Annotated in this window: 10 protein-coding genes; 5 read left to right on the plus strand and 5 right to left on the minus strand. The window is 68.7% G+C overall.

From position 1 onward, the window contains the following. Positions 1-229: 229 nt before the first annotated feature. The gene (locus ABQE93_RS02705; protein WP_448405724.1) at positions 230-11230 is read left to right on the plus strand and encodes an SDR family NAD(P)-dependent oxidoreductase; all 11001 of its coding nucleotides are present in this window, start codon (positions 230-232) and stop codon (positions 11228-11230) included. A 2-nt stretch (positions 11231-11232) separates the two neighbouring features. On the opposite strand, the gene ABQE93_RS02710 is transcribed toward ABQE93_RS02705, so the two are convergent. Next, positions 11233-12315 carry an NAD(P)H-dependent amine dehydrogenase family protein gene (locus ABQE93_RS02710; protein WP_448405725.1) on the minus strand — a complete coding sequence of 361 codons (1083 nt, stop codon included), beginning with the start codon at positions 12313-12315 and terminating at the stop codon, positions 11233-11235. Between the two features lie 238 nt (positions 12316-12553). Here ABQE93_RS02710 and ABQE93_RS02715 point away from each other — a divergent pair, with 238 nt between their 5' ends. Next, entirely contained in the window at positions 12554-14389 is a 1836-nt protein-coding gene (locus ABQE93_RS02715; protein ID WP_448405726.1) for an acyl-CoA dehydrogenase, read from the plus strand. A 327-nt stretch (positions 14390-14716) separates the two neighbouring features. Further along, positions 14717-15802: a lytic transglycosylase domain-containing protein gene (locus ABQE93_RS02720; protein WP_448405727.1), complete on the plus strand. Its 1086-nt coding sequence runs from the start codon at positions 14717-14719 to the stop codon at positions 15800-15802. Between the two features lie 184 nt (positions 15803-15986). Here ABQE93_RS02720 and ABQE93_RS02725 read toward each other — a convergent pair whose 3' ends face one another. Then, positions 15987-16919 carry a TIGR03564 family F420-dependent LLM class oxidoreductase gene (locus ABQE93_RS02725; protein WP_448405728.1) on the minus strand — a complete coding sequence of 311 codons (933 nt, stop codon included), beginning with the start codon at positions 16917-16919 and terminating at the stop codon, positions 15987-15989. Positions 16920-17069: 150 nt separating this feature from the next. After that, complete coding sequence (locus ABQE93_RS02730; RefSeq protein ID WP_448405729.1) at positions 17070-18368, minus strand: acetyl-CoA C-acetyltransferase; 1299 nt, start codon at positions 18366-18368, stop codon at positions 17070-17072. 47 nt (positions 18369-18415) lie between these two features. Here ABQE93_RS02730 and ABQE93_RS02735 point away from each other — a divergent pair, with 47 nt between their 5' ends. Together ABQE93_RS02735 and ABQE93_RS02740 are read left to right on the plus strand one after the other, a co-directional pair. Continuing rightward, positions 18416-19777, plus strand: a complete 1362-nt coding sequence (locus ABQE93_RS02735) for a 3-oxoacyl-ACP reductase (RefSeq protein WP_448405730.1) — start codon at positions 18416-18418, stop codon at positions 19775-19777. 13 nt (positions 19778-19790) lie between these two features. Continuing rightward, positions 19791-20606, plus strand: a complete 816-nt coding sequence (locus ABQE93_RS02740; protein WP_448406502.1) for a MaoC/PaaZ C-terminal domain-containing protein — start codon at positions 19791-19793, stop codon at positions 20604-20606. A gap of 36 nt (positions 20607-20642) precedes the next feature. Here the strand turns inward: ABQE93_RS02740 and ABQE93_RS02745 are convergent, their stop codons facing one another. After that, a complete protein-coding gene (locus tag ABQE93_RS02745) occupies positions 20643-21299 on the minus strand; it encodes a TetR/AcrR family transcriptional regulator (protein WP_448405731.1) in 657 nt (218 codons plus the stop codon). A gap of 34 nt (positions 21300-21333) precedes the next feature. Beyond that, positions 21334-22494, minus strand: coding sequence for a glycoside hydrolase family 3 N-terminal domain-containing protein (locus ABQE93_RS02750; protein WP_448405732.1), 1161 nt, complete (start codon positions 22492-22494; stop codon positions 21334-21336). Positions 22495-22518 lie beyond the last annotated feature (24 nt).

Below are 22518 nucleotides of genomic sequence, written 5' to 3' on the forward strand. Positions count from 1 at the left end.
CCCCCAATCCATACTGCTTCTGCCGATTGCCGATCCGGCATCGAGTCGCTGCCGCACCAACATACGTCTGCAGGCGCCCGGCACCGACCGAATCCCAGTCGTTAGCGGATCCAACCATGCGGCGCGCCGACATGCCATAGTCTGCCGAGGGGCCACGCTCAATTGACGGGCACGACACTTTGCCAGGGGGGCGTGTTCTGGCCGCCGATCAAGGGAGGACTCTGACGGCATGGAATCTGCGGGACATCTCAACGAGCCGACTGCTCGCATCGCAATCGTCGGCTACGCAGCGCGGTTTCCAGGCGCCCAGGACGTCGACGACTTCTGGGACCTGCTACGCGAGGGCCGCGACGCGATATCGGAGGTGCCCGAGGATCGCTGGGACGTCGACGACTTCTTCGATCCGGAACCGGGAGCGCCCGGCAAGATCGTGACCCGTCGCGGCGGTTTTCTCGACGACCCCACCGGGTTCGACGCGCCGTTCTTCGGGATCTCCACCCGTGAGGCCAGACAGGTCGACCCGCAGCACCGGCTCCTGCTGGAGACGGCGTGGCGCGCGGTGGAGCACTCGGCCATCGCGCCCAGCGCCTTGGCCGAAACCACCACCGGCGTGTTCGTCGGCCTGTCCACCCACGACTACCTGGGCATGGTGTCCGACGGGCTGAACTATCACGAGATCGAGCCCTACACGTCCATCGGATCCTCCAACGCCGCGGCGGCCGGCAGGATCAGCTACCGGCTGGGGCTGCAGGGCCCGTCGGTCGCCGTCGACACCGCCTGCAGCTCGTCGCTGGTGGCAATCCACCAGGCGTGTCAAGCACTTCGCTTAAACGAATGCGATCTCGCCCTTGCGGGCGGCGCCAATTCGCTGCTCTCGCCGGCCACCATGGTCACCTTCTCCCTGGCCCGCATGCTCGCACCCGACGGCCGCTGCAAGACCTTCGACGCGGCCGCGGACGGCTACGTGCGCGGCGAGGGGTGCGGCGTCATCGTCCTCAAGCGCCTCGACGACGCGATCCGCGACGGTGACCGGATCCGTGCGGTGATCCGGGGCAGCGCGGTCAACCAGGACGGCGCGTCGGGCGGGTTGACGGTGCCGAACGGCGTTGCCCAGAAACGGGTTATCGCCGATGCGCTCAAGCGGGCCGGCCTCGACCCCAGCGCCGTCGGATACCTCGAGGCGCACGGCACTGGGACATCGCTGGGCGACCCGATCGAGGCCAAGGCCGCCGGCGAGGTGTTCGGCGCCGGCCGCAACGCCGACGATCCGCTGTTGATCGGGTCGGCGAAGACGAACATCGGGCACCTGGAAGCGGCCGCGGGCATCGCGGGCGTCATCAAGGTCATCCTGGCGCTCGAGCACAAGACGCTGCCCAAACATCTCAACTTCGAGAACCCGTCGCCCCACATCCCGTGGGACCGGCTGCCCATCGAGGTGGTCAAGGAGACCATCCCGTGGGAACGCGACGGGCGTTCCCGCATCGCGGGGGTCAGTTCGTTCGGGTTCGCCGGCACCAACGCGCACGTGATCCTCGAAGAGGCGCCGGCCATGGCCGACGCTGCCGCACCCGGCCCCGTCGTCGAACCCGTCGATCCTGCACGGTTTGCCCTCCTACCCCTGTCGGCCCGCACGCCCGCCGCGCTGGTGCAGTTGGCCGATCAGTACCGCGGCTGGCTGACGAAGAACACCGACGCCACCTTGGCCGACGTGTGCTTCACCGCCGGGGTGGCGCGCGCGCATCTGGAGCACCGGGCCGCGCTGGTGGTCAACTCGCGGGAGTCGGCCATCGAACTGCTCGGCGCGCTCGCCGACGACCGGCCGGCCCCGGGTCTGGTGCGCGGCGAAACGCAGGCCAAACCCAAGACGGCGTGGCTGTTCACCGGACAAGGCAGCCAGTACCCCGGTATGGCGCGGGAGCTGTTCGACACCGAGCCGGTGTTCGCCGAGACCCTGAGACGGTGCGCGACCGCGGTCGCCGACGTCGTTGAAAAGCCGTTGCTCGACGTGATCTTCGACGTGGACAGCCCCGACTGCGAAGAGACGCTTCGGCAGACCTCCTATGCGCAACCGGCCCTGTTCGCGGTGGAGATGGGTCTGGCCCGGCTGTGGCAGTCGTGGGGCCTTGAACCCGATGTGGTGCTCGGCCACAGCGTCGGCCAGTACGCGGCGGCCTGCGTCGCCGAGATCTGCAGCCTCGAAGACGGCGCGCTGCTGATGGCCGAACGGGGCCGGCTTTTCGCCAGCTTGCCTGCGGGCGGGCGGATGGCGGCGATCTTCACCGCGGCCGAGCGCGTCGAGAACCTGGCCGACGAGTACCCGATCCTGTCGGTCGCCGCGTACAACGGCACCAACACCGTATTGTCCGGGCCGGCAGCCGATTTGGAGAAGGTCGTTGCCACGCTGGAATCCGACGGGACCCGCTGCGACTGGCTCGACACCAGCCACGCGTTCCACTCCGCGCTGCTCGACCCGATCCTCGACGAGTTCGAGGCTTGTGCGGGCCGGTTCGAATTCGGTGCGCCGCAACGTATTCTGATCGACAACCGCACCGGGGCCGCGCTCGGCCAGAGCGTACGGCTCGACGGCTCCTACTGGCGCCGCCACGCGCGGCAACCGGTGGAGTTCGCCAAGAGCGTGCGCACCCTTGCCGAGATGAACTGCAAGCTGCTGCTCGAAATCGGCCCGCGGCCGGTGCTGACCGCCGCGGCCATGGGCGCCTGGCCCGATCCCGCCAGCGCGCCGCGCGCGATCGCCTCGCTGCGCCAAAACACCGCCGACCACCGGCAGATCACCGAAGCCCTCGCCGACGCCTACGTCCTCGGACACGTTCCGGACTTCACCGCGGTCGGGCCGGGACGCGCCCGCAAGGTCGATCTTCCGACGTATCCGTTCGAGCATCGGCAGTACTGGTTCCTGGACAACCGGCCGGAGCGCCAGACCGACGACCTGTCGGAGGCCGACGCGCCAAGGCATTTCGCCGCGCGCACACAGGCTTTGGGTCTTTTGGAGGACGGCCGCATCGAGGAACTCGCGGCCCTTCTCGACGGGTCCGGTGCCGATCAGCAGACCCGCGACGTGCTGGCCAGGTTCGCCGCACAGCACAACCGGCAGCTGTCGACGCAGACCATCGCAGACGACCGCTACGAGATCCGCTGGGCAGAGGCGCCCGCCCCACCTGCGGGTACCCCGCAAGCCGATACCGGCGAGGCGCCCACCTGGATCCTCGTCGGCGAGACCACCGCCGCCGTCACACCCCTGATGGACGAGTTGAGCGCCCGGGGTCACCGGTATGAGATCGTCGGCCTGCCGACCTGCGACGCCGACGAGACACAGTTCACCGACATGCTGCGCGCCGCGGCCCAAACCGATCTGCGGATCGTGCACGTCGCTGCCCTCGACACGGACCCGGCCCGTCGGCCCGCGGCCTCGATGCGCTCACTGCTGCGGATCCAGCACCGGGTGCTCGGCGGAACACGCCGGCTCTTCCGTGCTGCCGGCGCCGCAGAGCTTCGGGTGCCGATCTGGGTGGTGACCCGCGGCGCACAGCGCGTCACCGACGCCGACACCGTCGCACCGGATCAGAGTTGCCTGTGGGGCTTCGGCCGGGCCGCATCGTTGGAGCTGCCGCAGGTCTGGGGCGGGCTCGCCGACCTGTCCGAGGCGACCGGCGGGGAATGGTCCCGGCTCATCGACCGGATCGCCACCCCGCGCGACTCCGGGGTCGTCGAAGACCAGGTCGCGCTTCGCGACCGGGCCCTCTTCGTCCCGCGCTTGGTCCGGCGCACCTCGCCGCCAAGCACGGAACCGTTGCAAATGCGCGCTGACGCAACGTATCTGGTGACCGGCGGGCTCGGCTCCCTGGGTTTGGAGATCGCCGGCTACCTGGCCGCGCACGGCGCCAAACAACTGGTGCTGACCGGCCGACGGGCGCCCAGCGAGGCCGCCAAGCAGCGCATCGACGCGCTGACCGAACAGCACGGCTGCGAGTTCCGTGTCATCGCCGCCGACGTCGCCGACGCCCACGACGTCGCGCGGCTGCTGGATCGGGTGGCTGCCGAACTGCCCCCGCTGGCCGGCATCGTGCACGCCGCCGGCGAGGTCAGCACGATTCGGCTGAGCGACCTGGACGACGCCGAAGTCGACCGCGTGTTCGCCGGAAAGGTCTGGGGCGCATGGTATCTGAGCGAGGCCGCGCTGGACCTGCAGCTCGACTTCTTCATCAGCACGTCCTCGATCGCCTCGGTGTGGGGCGGGTTCGGTCAGACCGCATACGGTGCGGCGAACGCATTCCTCGACGGGCTGGCGTGGCGGCTGCGTGAGCAGGGCGTCGCCGGGATCAGCGTCAACTTCGGTCCGTGGTCGGCGGGCATGGCCGATGCGGAGTCCCGTGCGCGCCTTGACGAGCGCGGCGTCAAAACGATGTCACCCGCCGACGCCTTGACCGGCCTGGCCGATGTCATCTCGACGTCCGACGGCCCGGCCCAGGCGGTGGTGGCCCGGATCGATTGGGCCCGTTTCCTTCCGCTGTATCAGCAGGCGGGCCGGCGTGCCTTCCTCGCCGAGCTGGAGCCCGAGGTGCCCAGCCAGGCCGCGGGCGCAGACGTGGCACCGTCCGGCAAGACGCAGCTGGTCGAGCGGCTCAGCAACGCACCGGTGCAGCAGCGCAAGCGGCTGCTCACCAACTACCTGCGCGACGCTGTCGCCGAGGTGACCCGGGTGGAGGCCGCCGAGATCCGGGAGGACACCGGGTTCTTCGACCTCGGCATGGACTCGCTGATGGCCGTCGAGCTTCGGCGCCGCCTCGAAACAGCGACCGGCAAGGAGATACCCGTCACCCTGGTGATGGATCATCCCCGGCTGTCGGACGCGGCCGACTACCTGCTCGGCGAGGTGCTCGAACTGGCCGAGCCCGCGCCCGTCGACATCGAGCTCCAGCCCGGCGCTGTGGCGCCGACGCGTACCGACGAACCGGTCGCGATCATCGCGGTGTCGTGCCGCTTCCCCGGCGCATCCGATCCGGAAGCGTTCTGGGAGCTGCTTTCCGGCGGGGTCGACGCGATCCGGGAGGTCCCCGAGGATCGATTCGACATCGACGAGTTCTACGACGCGGACCCCGACGCCCGAGGTAAGACCTACACCCGCTGCGGCGGTTTCCTCGACGCAATCGACGAGTTCGATCCCGAGTTCTTCGGGATCTCCCCGCGCGAGGCGGTCTGGATCGAACCCCAGCAGCGGCTGATGCTCGAAACCGTGTGGGAAGGCTTAGAGCGAGCCGGATACGCACCGGCCGCCTTGCGGGGCAGTCGAACCGGGGTCTTCACCGGTGTCGCGGCCAACGAGTACGCGCATCTGCTGTCCACCGAGTCGATCGACAAGATCGAACCCCACTTCATCACCGGCAACGCGCTCAACGCCGTGTCCGGGCGGGTCGCGTTCGCGCTGGGCCTCGAGGGTCCCGCGGTCGCCGTTGACACCGCATGCAGTTCGGCGTTGGTGGCCGTCCACCAGGCTCGCCAGGCGCTGCAGTCAGGTGACTGTGATCTGGCACTGGCCGGCGGGGTGAACGTCTTGCTGAGCCCGGTGACCACCGTCGCCGCGTCACGGGCCCGGATGCTCTCCCCCGCCGGACGATGCAAGACGTTCGACGCCTCCGCCGACGGCTACGTGCGCAGCGAGGGCTGCGGTGTTCTGGTGCTCAAGCGGCTGAGCGACGCAGTGCGCGACGGCGACCGGATCTCGGCCGTCATCGTGGGCAGCTCGGTCAACCAGGATGGCGCGTCGAGCGGTCTCACGGTGCCCAACGGCGGTGCGCAGCAACGACTTATCGAGGCGACGCTGAACCGGGCCGGGTTGTCCGGTGGTGACATCGACTATCTCGAGGCGCACGGCACAGGTACGCCGCTGGGTGATCCGATCGAGGTGCAGGCCGCCGCGGCCGCCTACGGCGGCTCGCGCGATGCGGACCGGCCGTTGCTGATGGGTTCGGTGAAGACGAACATCGGTCACCTCGAATCGGCCTCCGGGGCCGCGGGTCTGATCAAGGTGGTGTTGTCCCTTCAGCACGGGCTGCTGCCGCAGAGCCTGCACTTCGACGAGCCGTCGCCGCACATCCCGTGGGATGCGCTGCCGGTGCGCGTCGTCGACGCGGCGCTGCCATGGCAGACCAACGGGCGAACCCGCCGCGCCGGGGTGAGCTCGTTCGGGTTCACCGGCACCAACGCGCACGTGTTGATCGAGGAGGCGCCGGCCGAGCCGAGCGCCGAACCCGATGCTGGGGACGAGAGGTCCGTGCACGTGCTTCCGCTGTCGGCCCGGTCGCCGGAAGCGTTGGTGCAGTTGGCACGACGCTACGAGGGGTGGTTGAGCACCCACGCCGACGTCGACCTCGCCGACGTGTGCCGGACTGCGGGAACCGGCCGTTCCCATTTCGAACACCGCGCTGCGCTGGTGGTCGATTCCGTCGACGCCGCGCGCCAGTGCCTGGCCGACGTCACCGAGAACCGCACCCGCCCCGGTGTGGTGCGCGGCGAGCACACCCACCCGCCGACGACCGCGTGGCTGTTCACCGGGCAGGGCAGCCAGTATCCCGGGATGGCGCGCGAATTGTTCGATGCCGAGCCCGTTTTCGCCGAGACGGTGACACGGTGTGCGGAAGCCGTTCAGGACATTCTGCCGCAGCCGTTGCTCGAGGTGCTGTTCGCCACCGACCGGGAGACCGCCGGCAAGTCCACCGAGCGGTTGCGGCACACGTCGTATGCGCAACCGGCATTGTTCGCCCTCGAGATGGGGTTGGCCCGGCTCTGGCAGTCGTGGGGTATCGAACCCGACGTGGTGCTGGGACACAGCGTGGGCCAGTACGCGGCGGCCTGCGTGGCCGGGGTGTTCAGCCTCGAAGACGGCGCACGGCTGATGGCCGAACGCGGCCGGATGTTCGGCAGCCTGCCCGAAGGCGGGCGCATGGTGGCGGTATTCACCGACGCCAAGCACATCGAGGAAGTCGCCACCGAGTTCCCGCGGGTCTCGGTCGGCGCCTACAACGGGCCCAACACCGTCCTGTCGGGCCCGGGCGAGGATCTCGAGCAGATCGTGGCCAGGTTCGCCGGCGAGGGGATCCGCTGCACCTGGCTGGAGACCAGCCACGCCTTCCACTCCGAGCTGCTCGAGCCCATACTCGACGAATTCGAGAGCTACGCCGGGCAATTCACGTTCGCCACGCCGACTTTGCCGCTGGTGTGCAACCGCACCGGCACGGTGCTCACGGCGCAGACTCCGCTCGACGCGTCGTACTGGCGGCGGCACTCACGCCAGCCCGTGCAGTTCGCCGAGAGCGTGCGCACCGTGGCGGCGCTGGGGTGCTCGGTCTTGATGGAGATCGGGCCGCAACCGGTGTTGACCGGTGCGGCGGTGCAGGTCTGGCCGGAACACGTGCCGGCGCCCAGGGCGATCGCGTCGCTGCGTAAGGGTGTCGGTGACCGGCGCCAGATCGCCGACGCGTTGGCCTCGGCCTACGTCGGTGGGCACCTGCCCGATTTCGCGGCGCTGCACCGGCGGCCACGCCGGCGGCTGGAGCTGCCGACCTACCCGTTCCAGCGCCGCCGGTTCTGGCCGCAGACCACCAGCATCGCCGTCGACGGCGCCCCGGTTTCGGGAATCCTCGGTAGCGCAAAGGAACTCGCATCCGGGGACATCGTCTACACCAGCAGGCTGTCGGTGAAATCACTGCCGTGGGTCGCCGACCACGTCATCTACGGCACGGTCGTCGTGCCTGGCGCGACGTACGCGACGATGGCGCTGGCCGCGGCCGGTCCGCCCGCGCGGGTGCAGAACATCTTCTTCTACGAGCCGATCATTCTGCCCGAGAAGAGCTCTCGTGAGGTGCAACTCACGTTGCATCCCCTGGATAACGCGGGCGAGAACGGTGGCGAGTGGAAGTTCCAGATCCACAGCCGCCCGTACGGGGACCGCGGCGGCGACTGGTCGCTGAACGCCGACGGCACCGTCACCCGCGACGCCGCAGGCATCGCCGGCGATCCGGCGTCGCCCGAGGAGTCGATCGAGGACATCGTCGAGCGGTGCACGCGTTCGCGTCCGCAGGAGCTGTTCGAACTCGTCGCCGATGCGGAGTTGGAGTGGGGCCCGACCTGGTCGGGCTCGCTGAAGTCGCTGTGGGTCGGCGAGGCTGAGGCGCTCGGCGACATCCTCGTCGGCGAGGAACTGGCCGAGCATCTGGGCACCGAACCCATGCACCCGGTGTTGTTGGACCTGTGCACCGGAATCACTTTCCCGGCATTCCCGACCCGCGAGGCGATGGACCAGGGCGTCGACGATCTGCTCTTGCCGCTGCGTTACGGGCAGCTGACCGTGCAGGAGAAGATGCCCCGGCGCTTCTACTGCCACACCAAGTGGCGGACCAGCGCCGTCGATGCCGAAACCCAGATCTTCGATTTGGATTTCTTGGATCGAGAAGGCCGCCGGCTGGGCGGAATCCGCGACTTCACCGTCAAACGCGCACCCCGCGAAGTGCTGCTGCGCGGGCTGGGCGGCGATGCCACCCGGACGCTGTACACCCTCGGCTGGCACGAGGTCCCGGCGCCGGAACCCGCAGCGGTGAACGGAACTTGGCTGGTGGCCGGCATGGACGAACTGGCCACCCTGCTGCCTGGCTGCATGCCGTTGGACCGCGACACCGACCAGCAGCCCCTGGGACAGCTGCTGACCCAGGCGCATGCGCGGGGTGAGGCGTTCTCCGGGGTCGTCTGGCGCTGCGCCCCGCAAGCGGCCGACGAGTCGAGCGCCGACGCCGCCGCGCGGATCGAGAACGAGATCGCCAACCTCCTCGACGCCGTGCACACGGTGCAGCAGAGGGAGGTGAAACTGCCTGGCGGGCTGTGGATCGTCACCGAGCAGGCGGTGGCCACCGACTCAGGTGAGCCGGTCGACCCGGTCCAGGCCGCGATGTGGGGCTTCGGGCGCACGGCCATCAACGAGGAACCGGCACTGCGGTGCAGGCTCGTTGACTGCGACGGATCACCGGAGGCTGTGCAGGTGCTCGCCGACCTGATCGCGGCGCCGGTGGACGAACCGGAACTGGCTGTGCGCCAAGGAAAGCTGCTGGCGTCGCGGTTGTTGCCGTGGGCGCGGGGCGGACATCTCACGGTGCCGCGCACCACCGACTACGTGCTGGCGCCCACCGAACGCGGTGCGATCGACAACCTGCGGCTGACCGAGACGGATGTGCCGCCGCCGGAGCCCGGCTGCGTCCAGGTCCGGGTGGAGGCCGCGGGCCTCAACTTCCGCGACGTGCTCAACGTGCTCGGGCTGTATCCGGGCGACCCCGGTCCGATCGGCGGCGACTTCGCAGGCGTTGTCACCCAGTTGGGTGCCAACGTCGAGGGACTCGAGGTGGGTCAGCGGGTGTTCGGCGCCATGCAGGGCGCGTTCTGCAGCCGGTTCAACGTGCCCGCGCAGTTGCTCGCGCCCACGCCCGAGGGCGTGGGCGCCGTGGAGGCCGCGACCGTCCCGGCTGCGGCGTTGACGGCCCGCCTGGCGTTCGACTGGGCGCAGTTGCGGCCCGGCGACCGGGTGCTCATCCACGCCGCCAGCGGCGGCGTCGGCATGGCCGCCATCCAGATGGCCCGCCAGCACGGCGCCACGGTCTTCGCGACCGCTAGCACCTTCAAACGCGCAACGCTGCGCAAGATGGGTGTGGAATACGTATATGACTCGCGCACCACGGATTTCGCCGACCAGATCCTGGCCGACACCGGCGGTGCGGGCGTCGACGTGGTGCTCAACAGCCTGACCAACGAAGGGTTCATCGAGGCCACCGTGCGGGCCACCGCACAAAACGGTCGCTTCGCCGAGATCGCCAAACGCGACATCTGGACACCGGAGCAGATGGCGGCCATTCGACCCGATATCGCCTACGAGATCGTCGCGCTGGACACCGTGACGTTCGACGACCCGGTGCGCATCCGCGGCCTGCTCGGCGAGATCTCGGAGGGGCTGGGCAAGGGCGAGTGGGCGCCACTGCCCGCCGAGGTCTACCCGCTGACGGAGGCCAGGGCCGCGTTCCGCCGCATGCAACAGGCACGCCACATCGGCAAGATTGTGCTGCAGATACCCGCTCCGTTGCAGCCGCGTTCGGACCGCACCTATCTGGTCACCGGCGGGTTGGGCGCGGTCGGTTTGCACACGGCCGCCCACCTCGCCCAACTCGGCGCCGGCGACATCGTGTTGACCAGCAGGCGCGGACCCGACACCCAGACACAACAGGCGATCGACGCGATCAGCGAACGGCACAAGTGCCGCGTCCACGTCAGAACAGCAGACGTCAGCGACGAATCCGAGGCGGCCGAACTGCTCGAGCGGATCCGCGCGGAGTTGCCGCCGCTCGCGGGGGTGGCTCACCTGGCCGGCGTGCTCGATGACGGGCTGTTATCGGCGCAAAGCGTCGAGCGGTTCCGGGTGACGTTGGCGCCCAAGGCGTTCGGTGCCCGCCATCTGGACCGCTTGACCAGGGACGACGACCTCGACTTCTTTATCGTGTCGTCGTCGGTGTCCAGCCTGTTCGGCTCGCCCGGTCAGGCCAACTACGCCACGGCCAACGGTTTCCTCGACGGTCTGGTCGCGCAGCGACGGGCGCAGGGGCTGCCGGCCACCGGCATCAACTTCGGCCCTTGGGCGCAGGGCGGGATGGCGTCCTCGGGTGCGGCCGACGCCAACATCAGAGCCCAGGGGCTGGTTCCGTTGGAGCCCTCGTCCGCGCTGCGGGCGATGGCCGAGGTCGTCGCGAACGGCACCGGGCAGGCGGCGGTCATCAACGCCAACTGGCAGCGCGCGGCGAAGATGCTGGGTGCCTCGCGGCCACCGATCCTGGACCTGGTGTTGCCGCGCGCAGGCGGGGACGCCGACGGTGACAGCGAGATGCTTGCGCAGCTGATCGAGATCCCCGCACCTCAGCGGGCCGGTTTCGTCACCGAGTTCCTCCAACGCGAGGTGCAGACCTTCCTGCGTCTGGCGCAACCGCCGGCGGCGACCAGCCGGTTCCTCGACCTCGGCACCGACTCCCTGATGGCGATCGAACTCCGCAACCGGCTGCACAGCCAGTTCGGCGATGCGTTCACGATCGACGTGACCGCGGTCTTCGACTATCCGACGATCGGGTCGCTCGCCGAGTACCTGGTGGGGCAGATGCCCGATGTAAAGCAGCCGCCGGAGGCCCAGTGACCTCAGTCGGCCCAACGCTGTGCCTCCACCTCCGGCGGTAGCGCCGACTGCATCGGCACATCGAGGCCGTCGTAGATACCGGGCTTCTGGTCGGCCAGCCAGTTCAGCGCGCCGAGCAGGCGGTTGGCCGCGGTCGTGTTGCCGCCGTCGGCGCGGGTGCCACCCGGCACGTCGGCGCGGCTCACGAGCGTCAACTGCGGGTCGCCGTCGATGATCACGCGGTGATCGCCTGCGCCCTCGTCGGGTTGGGGCCAGTCGGGTGCGCACGAGGGATGGATGCGGGTGATGTGGTCGATGACGATGCGTTCGCGCCCGTCGGCCTTGCCGATCACCTTGAGCCAGAACGCACCCTGCGTGCCCTTCTCGAACCGGCCCATCACGGTGTCGACGGACGATTCCAGCGGCCGGCGCTGGACGTCCTCGGCGATCTCGTCGATCTGCAGCCCCAGACCGCGCCCGATCAGCCGCAGGTTGCCACCCCACACCATCGTCGGGATGGACGGCAGCAGCATCATCGGCGTCTCCTCCATCGGGCCGCCGAAACCACAGAGCACCTTCACCGCGTGCGGCTGGTCATATGTCGAGTAGTCGAAGATCTCCTGGCAACGGATGGTCCGGATGCGCGTGCACAGCCCGGCCGCCAGGACGGCGAGGGCGTCATTACCCCAGCCGGGGTCCACGCCGCTGACCAACAGCGTGGACCCGCCGTCGGTGGCGGCCCTGGTCAACCGCTCGACCCAGTCCGGCGGCGCCGAACGCGGGTCGTAGAGGGAGTACAGCGACGGCGTCACCACGTGCTTGCCAGCGCGCAGGCAGCGCTCGATGTCGGTGACGGCGTCGTCGGGGCGGATGTCGCCGGAGGCCATGTAGGCCACCGCGTCGCATTGCGCAAGAACCGCGTCGACGTCGGTGCTGGCAGTGACGCCGGTCGGTCGATCCAGCCCGGCAAAGCTCGCCGCGTCCCGGCCGGCCTTGTCCGGTGACGAGGTGACGATCCCGCACAACCGCAACCCCGGAAACGCCACCGTCGACCTGATGGCCGCCGACCCCATGTTTCCCGTTCCCCACACCGCCACCCGCTGCACCCGCACACCCTAACGGGCGTGTCCGTGATGATCGTCACAGAGTGGTGAAACCGCAGGTGAAACACGTGTCAACTGCCACTTTGGCACCTCTGGAACCGGCCCGGACCACCAGCAGATTGAAATAGCTCACACCTGCTTTGTGTTGAAGTTACTGAACGGTATAGTTTGGGCCAGTTACTGGTGGGTAACTTAGGACTAAGTACCCAACCGCAAGTGGCCGTCTCGATGAGGAGGAACCGTGAGCCACTACAAGAGCAACGTTCGCGACCAGGTGTTCAACCTGTTCGAGGTATATGGCGTCGACAAGGCGTTCGGCGAAGGCGACTACGCCGACCTGGACCTCGACACCGCCCGCGAAATGCTGGCTGAGGTGGCGCGGTTGGCCGAAGGCCCGATCGCGGAGTCGTTCGCCGACGCAGACCGCAATCCGCCGGTGTTCGACCCGGAGACCCATTCGGTGACGCTGCCGGAGTCGTTCAAGAAGTCGATGCACGCGCTGTTCGAGGCCGGCTGGGACAAGGCCGGCATCGACGAGGAGCTCGGCGGTATGCCGATGCCCCGCGCGCTGCAGTGGGCGCTGATCGAGCACATCCTCGGCGCCAACCCGGCCGCGTACATGTACGCGATGGGTCCGGGCATGGCCCAGATCTTCTACAACCTGGGCACCGAAGAGCAGAAGAAGTGGGCCAAGATGGCCGCCGAGCACAACTGGGGCGCCACCATGGTGCTGACCGAGCCGGACGCCGGCTCCGACGTCGGCGCGGGCCGCACCAAGGCGGTCGAGCAGCCCGACGGCTCGTGGCACATCGAGGGTGTGAAGCGGTTCATCACGTCCGCCGACTCCGACGATCTGTTCGAGAACATCATGCACCTGGTGCTGGCCCGCCCCGAGGGCGCAGGCCCGGGCACCAAGGGGCTGTCGCTGTTCTTCGTGCCCAAGTTCCACTTCGACCCGGAGACCGGTGAGCTCGGTGAGCGCAACGGTGCCTTCGTCACCAACGTCGAGCACAAGATGGGCCTTAAGGTTTCGGCCACCTGTGAGTTGGCGTTCGGTCAGCACGACGTGCCCGCCAAGGGCTGGCTGGTCGGCGAGGTGCACGACGGCATCGCGCAGATGTTCGAGGTCATCGAGCAGGCCCGGATGATGGTGGGCACCAAGGCGATTGCCACGCTGTCGACCGGTTACCTCAACGCGCTCGAGTACGCCAAGGAGCGTGTGCAGGGCGCCGACATGACCCAGATGACCGACAAGACCGCACCGCGGGTGACCATCACGCACCACCCGGACGTGCGGCGGTCGCTGATGACCCAGAAGGCCTACGCCGAGGGTCTGCGTGCGCTGTACCTCTACACCGCCACCTATCAGGACTCGGCGGTGGCCAAGACGCTGCACGACGTCGACGCCGATCTGGCGGTGCGGGTCAACGACCTGATGCTGCCGATCGTCAAGGGTGTCGGCTCGGAGCAGGCCTACGCCAAGCTGACCGAGAGCCTGCAGACGTTGGGCGGTTCGGGCTTCCTGCAGGACTACCCGATCGAGCAGTACATCCGTGACGCCAAGATCGACTCGCTGTACGAGGGCACCACGGCCATCCAGGCGCAGGACTTCTTCTTCCGCAAGATCGTCCGCGACAAGGGTGTGGCGCTGTCGCACGTGTCCGGGCAGATCGAGCAGTTCGTCAAGAACGAATCCGGCAACGGGCGGTTGAAGGCCGAGCGCAAGCTGCTGGCGACCGCGCTCGAGGACGTCCAGGCCATGGCCGCCTCGCTGACCGGTTATCTGATGTCGGCGCAGGAGAACCCGGCCGAGCTGTACAAGGTCGGCCTGGGCTCGGTGCGCTTCCTGATGAGCGTCGGCGACCTGGTCATCGGCTGGCTGCTGCAGCAGCACGCGGCGGTGGCGATCGACAAGCTCGACGCCGGCGCCGAGGGCGATGAGCGCGCCTTCTACGAGGGCAAGGTCGCGGTGGCGTCGTTCTTCGCGAAGAACTACCTGCCGATGCTGACCAGCACCCGCCACATCATCGAAAACCTCGACAACGATGTGATGGAACTCGACGAGGCGGCCTTCTAAAGCCTTCCCAGTCGTCTCGTACCAAATGGCCCCCGGTCTCTTCCCGGGGGCCATTTGCGTTGCGGGGGTCTCCCCCGGTCGCCGAGTGTTGGGTTATGCCACGCGAAGCGCTCCAGGGCGTGACACAAGTCCACACTCAGCAAGCCCCGTGCGGCGTGTCGGCCGATCGTCGGAACCTATGATGGGCGGAAATCAACGACGAGGACGAGGCCAGTGCAGCAAGGGGGCAACGCCCGGGCCCGTAGGACCATCGAGCGGATCCGTCGGCGCATCAGCCGAGCCGCTCGCAGCCCGGCCGCCGGGGCCGGTGTGGTCGCTCGGATAGTCGTGACCAGCGCCGTCGCGACGGCGCCGAGCCTGCTCGTGGCCGTTCACGACGGCGTCGCGGTACGCCCGTTGGCCGCCGTCGCGCCGCAGCCCTTCATTCCGGGCGGTCCGCTGGTACCGGCGCGTTCAGAGGGCACGTCGACCGTTTCACATGTCATCGGGCCGCCCCCGCCTCCCGCCGTCAGCGCGCCCGGCGTCGTCAACATCCCCGCGATCGCGCTGACCGCGTACCGCAACGCCGACGGCCTGATGGCCCGCGCCGCACCGGGCTGCGGCCTCAGCTGGAACCTGCTGGCCGGCATCGGGCAGATCGAATCCCGGCACGCGTTCGGCGGCAAGGCCGATCACCGTGGCACGGCCGTCGAACCGATCTTCGGGCCGACGCTCGACGGTTCGCTGCCCGGCAACGAGATCATCGTCGCGGCCCGCAACAGTGGTCGCACGGTGTACGCCAGGGCGATGGGTCCCATGCAGTTCCTGCCCAGCACCTGGGACCTGTTCGGCGCCGACGGGAACGGCGACGGGCACGCCGAACCGCAGAACCTGTTCGACGCCACCCTGGCCGCCGCGCGCTACCTGTGCAGCGGAGGACTCGACCTGCGCGATCGGTCCCAGCTGATCACCGCGGTGTTGCGCTACAACAACTCGATGCCCTACACCCTCAACGTGCTGGGGTGGGCCGAGGCCTACGGCACCGGCGAGCCACCCGGTTACCTGCCGCCGATCAGCGGGCCGACACGGGCGGTCGGCAGCACCCGCGCGGTCGCCCGCCCGACCAACGCCGCTGCAGCCGGAAGCCCCTCCGGCGCAACGCAATCCGCCCCGGAGCAAGAGACGCGCACCGGAACCTGGGCCGAACGCAACGCCGGCAGCAGCCGCTCGGGTTCGATGACCAGCCCATCGGGTTCGTCTTCGGCGGGCTCGGACTTCTCCACCGGGTCCACGGGGTCCAGCGGCTCCACTGGCTCCGGCAGTGTGCGCTCGGGCAGCAGCGGTAGCTCATCGAGCGCCGGAACTGGGTCCGCCTCGACACCGCGGGTCAAGATCGGCAACGGCCGCACCGGCGGGGCACGCGGCGGCGACTAGTTCTCGACGCCGACTGCCCGCACAAATAGGGCGGGTTCGGGAGGACACTTAGGTGCGCCGCGTATTAGTCTCGCGCGACCGGCTTTCAACCTTTGCCAGCTCTTCGGATCAGTCACTCCCGAACCCGTCGTGCGACCGATCGTACGCCTGTGTCCGGCGTCACACCAGAGGCTATTTCGGGGCTTCAGGAGTCGATCGAGCGCAGCAGCGCGCGGGTGCGCGCGCGGCCCTCGGGGTCGGTGTCGAAGACGCCGCCGACGAACTCGTCGACGCCCGACGAGCCCAGTTCAGCCAGGCGGTCGGCCACCGTTTTCTCGTCGCCGATGATCGCCGCGTCCTCGGGTCCGGCGTATCCCTCCCGGTCGAGCATCGCCCGGTACGACGGCAGCTGCCCGTAGATCGCGAACTGTTCGGCGGCGACGGCCCGCACTGCGTCGACGTCGTCGGTGACCGCGACCGGCAGTGACGCGACCACCCGCACCGCGGACTCGTCGCGTCCGGCTTCCGCGGCCGCGGTACGCAGGGCCGGCACGATGTGGCCGGCCAACGTCTTGGGCCCGGTCATCCATGTCATCGTGCCCGCGCTGCGCCGCCCCGCCAGGCGCAGCATCTGCGGGCCAAGCGCGGCGAGGTAGACGTCGGGCGTCGGCGCACCGGGGATCTGCAGCGAACCACGCGTCGTCCAGAACTCCCCGGAGGCGTCGGCGGGCGCACCGGACAGCAGCGGCAGCAGCGCGTCGAGGTACTCGCGCATCTGGCGCACCGGCCGGTCATACGAAATGCCCCACACCCCTTCGGTGACCATCCGGTGGCTCAGGCCGACGCCGAGGTGAAAGCGGCCGTCGGCGATGGTGTTCAGCGTCAGCGCCCGTTGCGCCAACTGGGTGGGGTGCTGGATCTGGATCGGGATGACACCGGAGGCGATCTCGATCGTGTCGACCTCGCGGAACACGACCGCCAGCACGGTCAACAGGTCGGGGTCGTAGGGCAACTGCGCCATCCACACCCGACGAAACCCCTCGTCGCGCAACGACGCCAGCCGCGCCACGGTCGCGTCGATCGGGGAACGGCCGTCGGCGTCGGGTAGGAGTCCGGTGAGGGCGAGGCTGGTCTGCATCCCACCATCGAAGCACGGCCTGAAAAAGTTAAGAGCCCCGTATTGCCATCGGGTCGGGGGGTCAGACGGCAATACGGAGCTATCCGGACTATCGACCGACCCGACGGAAGCGTTACAGCCCCCGCGAAAACAATTTTCGATCTAGTTGTTTTACGCCTCGAGGATGGCGGTAACGCCCTGTCCACCAGCGGCGCAGATCGAGATCAGGCCGCGCACGGGCTGCCAGGTCTCCTTTTTCTTCTCGCTGAGCTGCTTGGCCATCTGCGCGACGATGCGCCCGCCGGTGGCCGCGAACGGGTGTCCCGCGGCGATGGAGGAACCGTTGACGTTGAGCTTGGAGCGGTCGATGCTGCCCAGCGCCTTGTCCAGGCCCAGCCGCTCCTTGCAGTACTCCTCGGACTCCCACGCCTGCATGTGCGCGAGCACCACCGACGCGAACGCCTCGTGGATCTCGTAGAAGTCGAAATCCTGCAGCGCCAGATTGTTGCGGGCCAACAGCCGCGGCACCGCATACGTCGGCGCCATCAACAGGCCGTCGCGGCCGTTGACGTAGTCGACCGCCGCGGTTTCCGCGTCGACCCAGTAGGCCATCGGTTCGATGCCGCGTTCGGCGGCCCACTCCGGCGTCGCGAGCAGCGCGACCGAGGCGCCGTCGGTCAGCGGCGTCGAGTTGCCCGCGGTCATCGTCGCGTCACCTTGTTTGGCGCCGAACACCGGCTTGAGCTTGGCGAGCTTCTCCGCCGAGGAGTCCGCGCGCAGGTTGTTGTCGCGGTACAGCCCGAGGAACGGGGTGACGAGGTCGTCGAAGAAGCCGCGGTCGTAGGCGGCGGCCATGTTGCGGTGGCTGGCCGCGGCAAGCTCGTCCTGATCGGTGCGCTTGATGCCCATCTCCTTGGCGGTGACGGCGGCGTGCTCACCCATCGACATGCCGGTGCGGGGTTCGCTGTTGACGGGGATTTCCACGCCGATCGCGGCGGGCAGCTTGCCGACCAGCTTGAGCCGTTCCAGGTTGGACTTGGACCGGCGCAGACCCAGCAGCACGCGCCGCAGGTCGTTGCCGAACGCGATCGGAGCGTCGGAGGTGGTGTCAACCCCGCCGGCAGCGGCGACGTCGTAGCGTCCCGCCGCGATGCCGTCGGCCGCCGAGATCGCGGCCTGCAGCCCGGTGCCGCACGCCTGCTGCAGGTCGAACGCCGGGGTATACGACGACAGCGCGCTGCCCAACACGCATTCACGCATCAGGTTGAAGTCGCGACTGTGTTTGAGCACGGCGCCGCCGATCACGGCCCCGAGTCTCTCGCCGTCGAGGTTGAACCGGTCGATCAGCCCACCCAGCGCCGCGGTGAACATGTCCTGGTTGGAGGCGTTTGCATAGGCGCCATCCGAGCGGGCGAAAGGAATTCGGTTGCCGCCGAGGATGGCGACCCGTCGGTGGGTATCACTAGCCATGAAACCCATAGTACCCACTCTTCTTACTCTGGAGTAAGTTCGTTCACATGGCTACCGATCTGTATTCGCAAATCGTCCATTCGACGCCCGGATCGTTCCTCGCCAAGCAGCTCGGCATCCCGCAACCCGAGACGTTGCGTCGCTACAAGCCGGGTGCGCCGCCGCTGGCAGGCACGCTGCTCATCGGCGGGGACGGCCGCGTCGTCGAACCGCTGCGCACCGCGCTGGCCGAGGACTACGAGGTGGTGTCGAACAACCTCGGCGGCCGGTGGGCCGACTCGTTCGGCGGGCTGGTGTTCGACGCCACCGGCATCACCGACCCGGCCGGGTTGAGGCAGCTCTACGAGTTCTTCACCCCCGTGCTGCGCAACCTCGGGCCGTCCGGGCGCATCGTCGTCGTCGGCACCATCCCCGAGGAGGCCGGCAGCCCCCATGAGCGCATCGCACAGCGCGCGCTGGAGGGGTTCACCCGCTCGCTCGGCAAGGAGTTGCGGCGCGGCGCGACGACGAACCTCGTGTATTTGTCAGCCTCCGCGAAACCGGGCGCCACGGGGCTGGAGTCGACGATGCGGTTCCTGCTGTCGGGCAAGTCGGCCTACGTCGGCGGGCAGGTGTTCTCAGTGGGCGCGGCGGATTCGTCGCCGCCGGCGGACTGGGACAAGCCCCTGGACGGCAAGGTCGCGATCGTCACGGGGGCGGCGCGCGGCATCGGTGCGACGATCGCCGAGGTCTTCGCGCGCGACGGCGCCCGCGTGTTGTGCATCGACGTGGAAAGCGCGCACGAGCCGCTTGGGGTGACGGCGACGAAGGTGGGTGGCACGGCGCTGACGCTTGACGTCACCGCCGACGACGCCGTCGACAAGATCACCGAGCACCTGCGGGAGAACTACTCCGATTTCGGGGGCCGCGCCGACATCCTGGTCAACAACGCCGGCATCACCCGCGACAAGCTGTTGGCCAACATGGACGAGAGCCGCTGGGACTCCGTCGTCGCAGTGAACCTGCTTGCGCCGCTTCGGCTTACCGAGGGCCTGGTGGGCAACGGGGTGATCGGCGACGGCGGCCGGGTCGTCGGGCTTTCGTCGATGGCGGGTATCGCGGGCAACCGCGGCCAGACCAACTACGCGGCCACCAAGGCGGGCATGATCGGGCTCACCGACGCGCTGGCCGAGGCGTACGCCGACAAGGCGGTCACCGTCAACGCGGTTGCGCCGGGTTTCATCGAGACCAAGATGACCGAGGCCATTCCGGTGGCCACGCGGGAGGTGGGCCGCCGGCTGAACTCGCTGTATCAGGGCGGCAAGCCGGTCGACGTGGCCGAGACCATCGCCTATTTCGCGAGCCCGGCGTCAAATGCCGTCACCGGCAACACGATCCGGGTGTGCGGACAAGCGTGGCTGGGGGCTTGATCAGGTGAACAACATGCTGCGCGCGGTCGTCGGCGCCCTGCCGTTCATCCCGCGCGACGACAAGCTGCCGGACCGCACGCTGACGGTCGAGGACGTGGACATCGACGCCGCGAACGTCGCGGCGTACGCGAACGTCACCGGGTTGCAGTTCGGTGACGCGGTGCCGCTGACGTATCCGTTCGCGTTGACGTTCCCGACCGTGATGGAGTTGATCACCGGCTTCGACTTCCCGTTTCCGGCAATGGGTTCGGTGCATATCGAGAACCACATCACGCAGTACCGGCCGATCAAGGTCACCGACACGGTGTCGGTGCGGGTGCATGCCGAGAACATGCGCGAGCACCGGCGCGGGTTGCTGGTCGACATCATCACCGATGTGAATGTCGGCAACGAACAGGCGTGGCATCAGGTGACGACGTTTCTGCATCAGCAGCGCACCAGCCTGTCCGATGAGCCCAAGCCGCCACCGCAGAAGCAGCCGAAGCTGGGCCCGCCGAATGCGGTGCTGCGCATCACGCCCGGCCAGATCCGGCAGTACGCGTCGGTCGGCGGGGATCACAATCCGATCCACACCAACGCGGTCGCAGCCAAGCTGTTCGGGTTCCCGACGGTGATCGCGCACGGGATGTTCACCGCGGCAGCGGTTCTGGCGAACATCGAGGGCCAGCTACCGGATGCGGTGAAGTATTCGGTGAAGTTCGCCAAGCCGGTGGTGCTGCCGGCCAGCGCGGGTCTCTACGTGGACCGGGTGTCCGACGGATGGGATCTGACGTTGCGCCACTTGAAGAAGGGTGACTTGCATCTGACGGGCACGGTCCGCTCGCTGTAGTCCTGCGCCGAGACTGCGTACAGATCGCGGTTCGGCTCAGTTCTGCGATCCAGCAGCAGTCTCGACGGCTGATGACGGCGATCCGTGCTCGATTGGATGATCGGACGGCGTGCCCTTCAGGCCCCGCCAGAACAGGTTGATCATCAGCTCGGCGGCTTCGTTGACATCGGCGTCGCCGGTGCTGACCCGGCTGGCCACCGCCTCACCGGCGCCCACCAGCGCGACGGCCATCATGTCGAAGTCGGTATCGGGCTCGGGGTTGCGGGTCCCCGAGGTGAGCAGCCGGCCGACGAGGTCGATGATGCGTTCGCGGCCCTCGCGCACGGTGTGGGCGAACGCCTGGCTGCTGGTCGCCTGGTTGTAGAGCACCATCCACGACGCCCGGTTGGCGTCGATGTAGGTCAAAAACGCCAGCACGGCGTTACGCAGCATGTCCTTGGGGCTCTGCTTGAAGTCGATCTGCCTGCGGACCTCGTCGACGAACCGTGACAGCTCCCGGTCGAGGCACGCGCCGAACAACTCCTCCTTTGAGCCGTAGTACAGGTACAGCATCGGTTTGGAGATCTGCGCCTCGGCGGCGATGGCGTCCATCGACGTCTCGTGGTAGCCGTTCACCGAGAAAATCTGCACGGCGGCGTCCAGCATCTGCTGTTCACGCACAGCGCGCGGCAAACGCTTGGTACCTCCGGCCATTACTCCAGAGTAAGCAATGGCCGTCACGCGGGAACTAACAGCGCGGATTCGGGCCCTTGACCCCGGCGATGCGCATCACCGAGGCGTCGACGTTGCCCATCGTCAGCTCGCCCGCCTCCAGCGCCTTCTCCAGCCGGTCCAGCACGGCGGGCACCTCGGCGCTGCTCACCCACAGCGCGGTGTCGGCCCCGGCCTGCAGCCCGCGCAGCACCGCCTCGGCCACCCCGAACTGGTCGGATATCGCCTGCATTCCCGACAGGTCGTCGGTGAAGATCGGCCCGTTGAACGCCGGGCCGCCGTACTCGCCGGTGCGCAGCATCCCGTAGACGGGCGGGCTCAGGCTGGCCGGGTCGCTGCCGGTCAGCCCGGGCACCTGCAGGTGGCCGACCATGACGCCGACGGGCGCCTGTCCGGCCAGGGTGCGGTACGGCACCAGGTCGACGCTCTGCAGTTCTTCGATCGGCGGTGAGGTGACGCTGCCGGTGTGCGAGTCGCCGGAGCCGCGGCCGTGGCCGGGGAAGTGCTTGAGCACGGGCAGCACACCCGCGTCGCGCAGCCCCCGCGCGTACGCCCCGGCGTAGTCGGTGACGGTCGCCGGGTCCGAGCCGAAGGACCGGTCGCCGATCACGGTGCTGTCGGCGGCATCGGAGACGTCGACCACCGGCGCGAAGTCGACGGTGATGCCCAGGTTGCGCATCGCCTGGCCGCGCTGGCGGGCGATGTCGTACACCTGCTCGGAGGTCTGCGTCTGCGCCAGCACCCGCGCCGACGGCTGCGTACCGATCAGCGGCGCCAGCCGCGACACCCGGCCGCCCTCCTCGTCGACGCTCACGGCCAGCGGCAATGGTCCCGCCGATCCGGCGATCTCGGCCAGCGAACCGTCGGTCAGCATCGACAGGTCGGTCCAGCTGCCGATCATGATGCCGCCGACGTGGTGGTTGTCGACGGCCGTGCGGGCCTCGCCCGCGTTGGAGACACCGACCATCAGCAGCTGGGCGAGCTTGTCGCGCGTCGACATCGCGGCCAGCATCGCCTGGGGGTCCCCACATGCAGGTGGCGCCGGTGCGAGCGGAACGTCGCCCTTATGCTGCGTCACCACGCTCGACGGTGGCGGCGCGGGCGGCTCGGCGGGCGAGCAGGCCAGCACCAGCCCGGACATCGTGACAGCGGCGCACAACGCGCGGGGCAGGGCCATGGGCCTCGACGATAGCGGACTGCG

This window comes from Mycolicibacterium sp. XJ662, assembly GCF_053484035.1.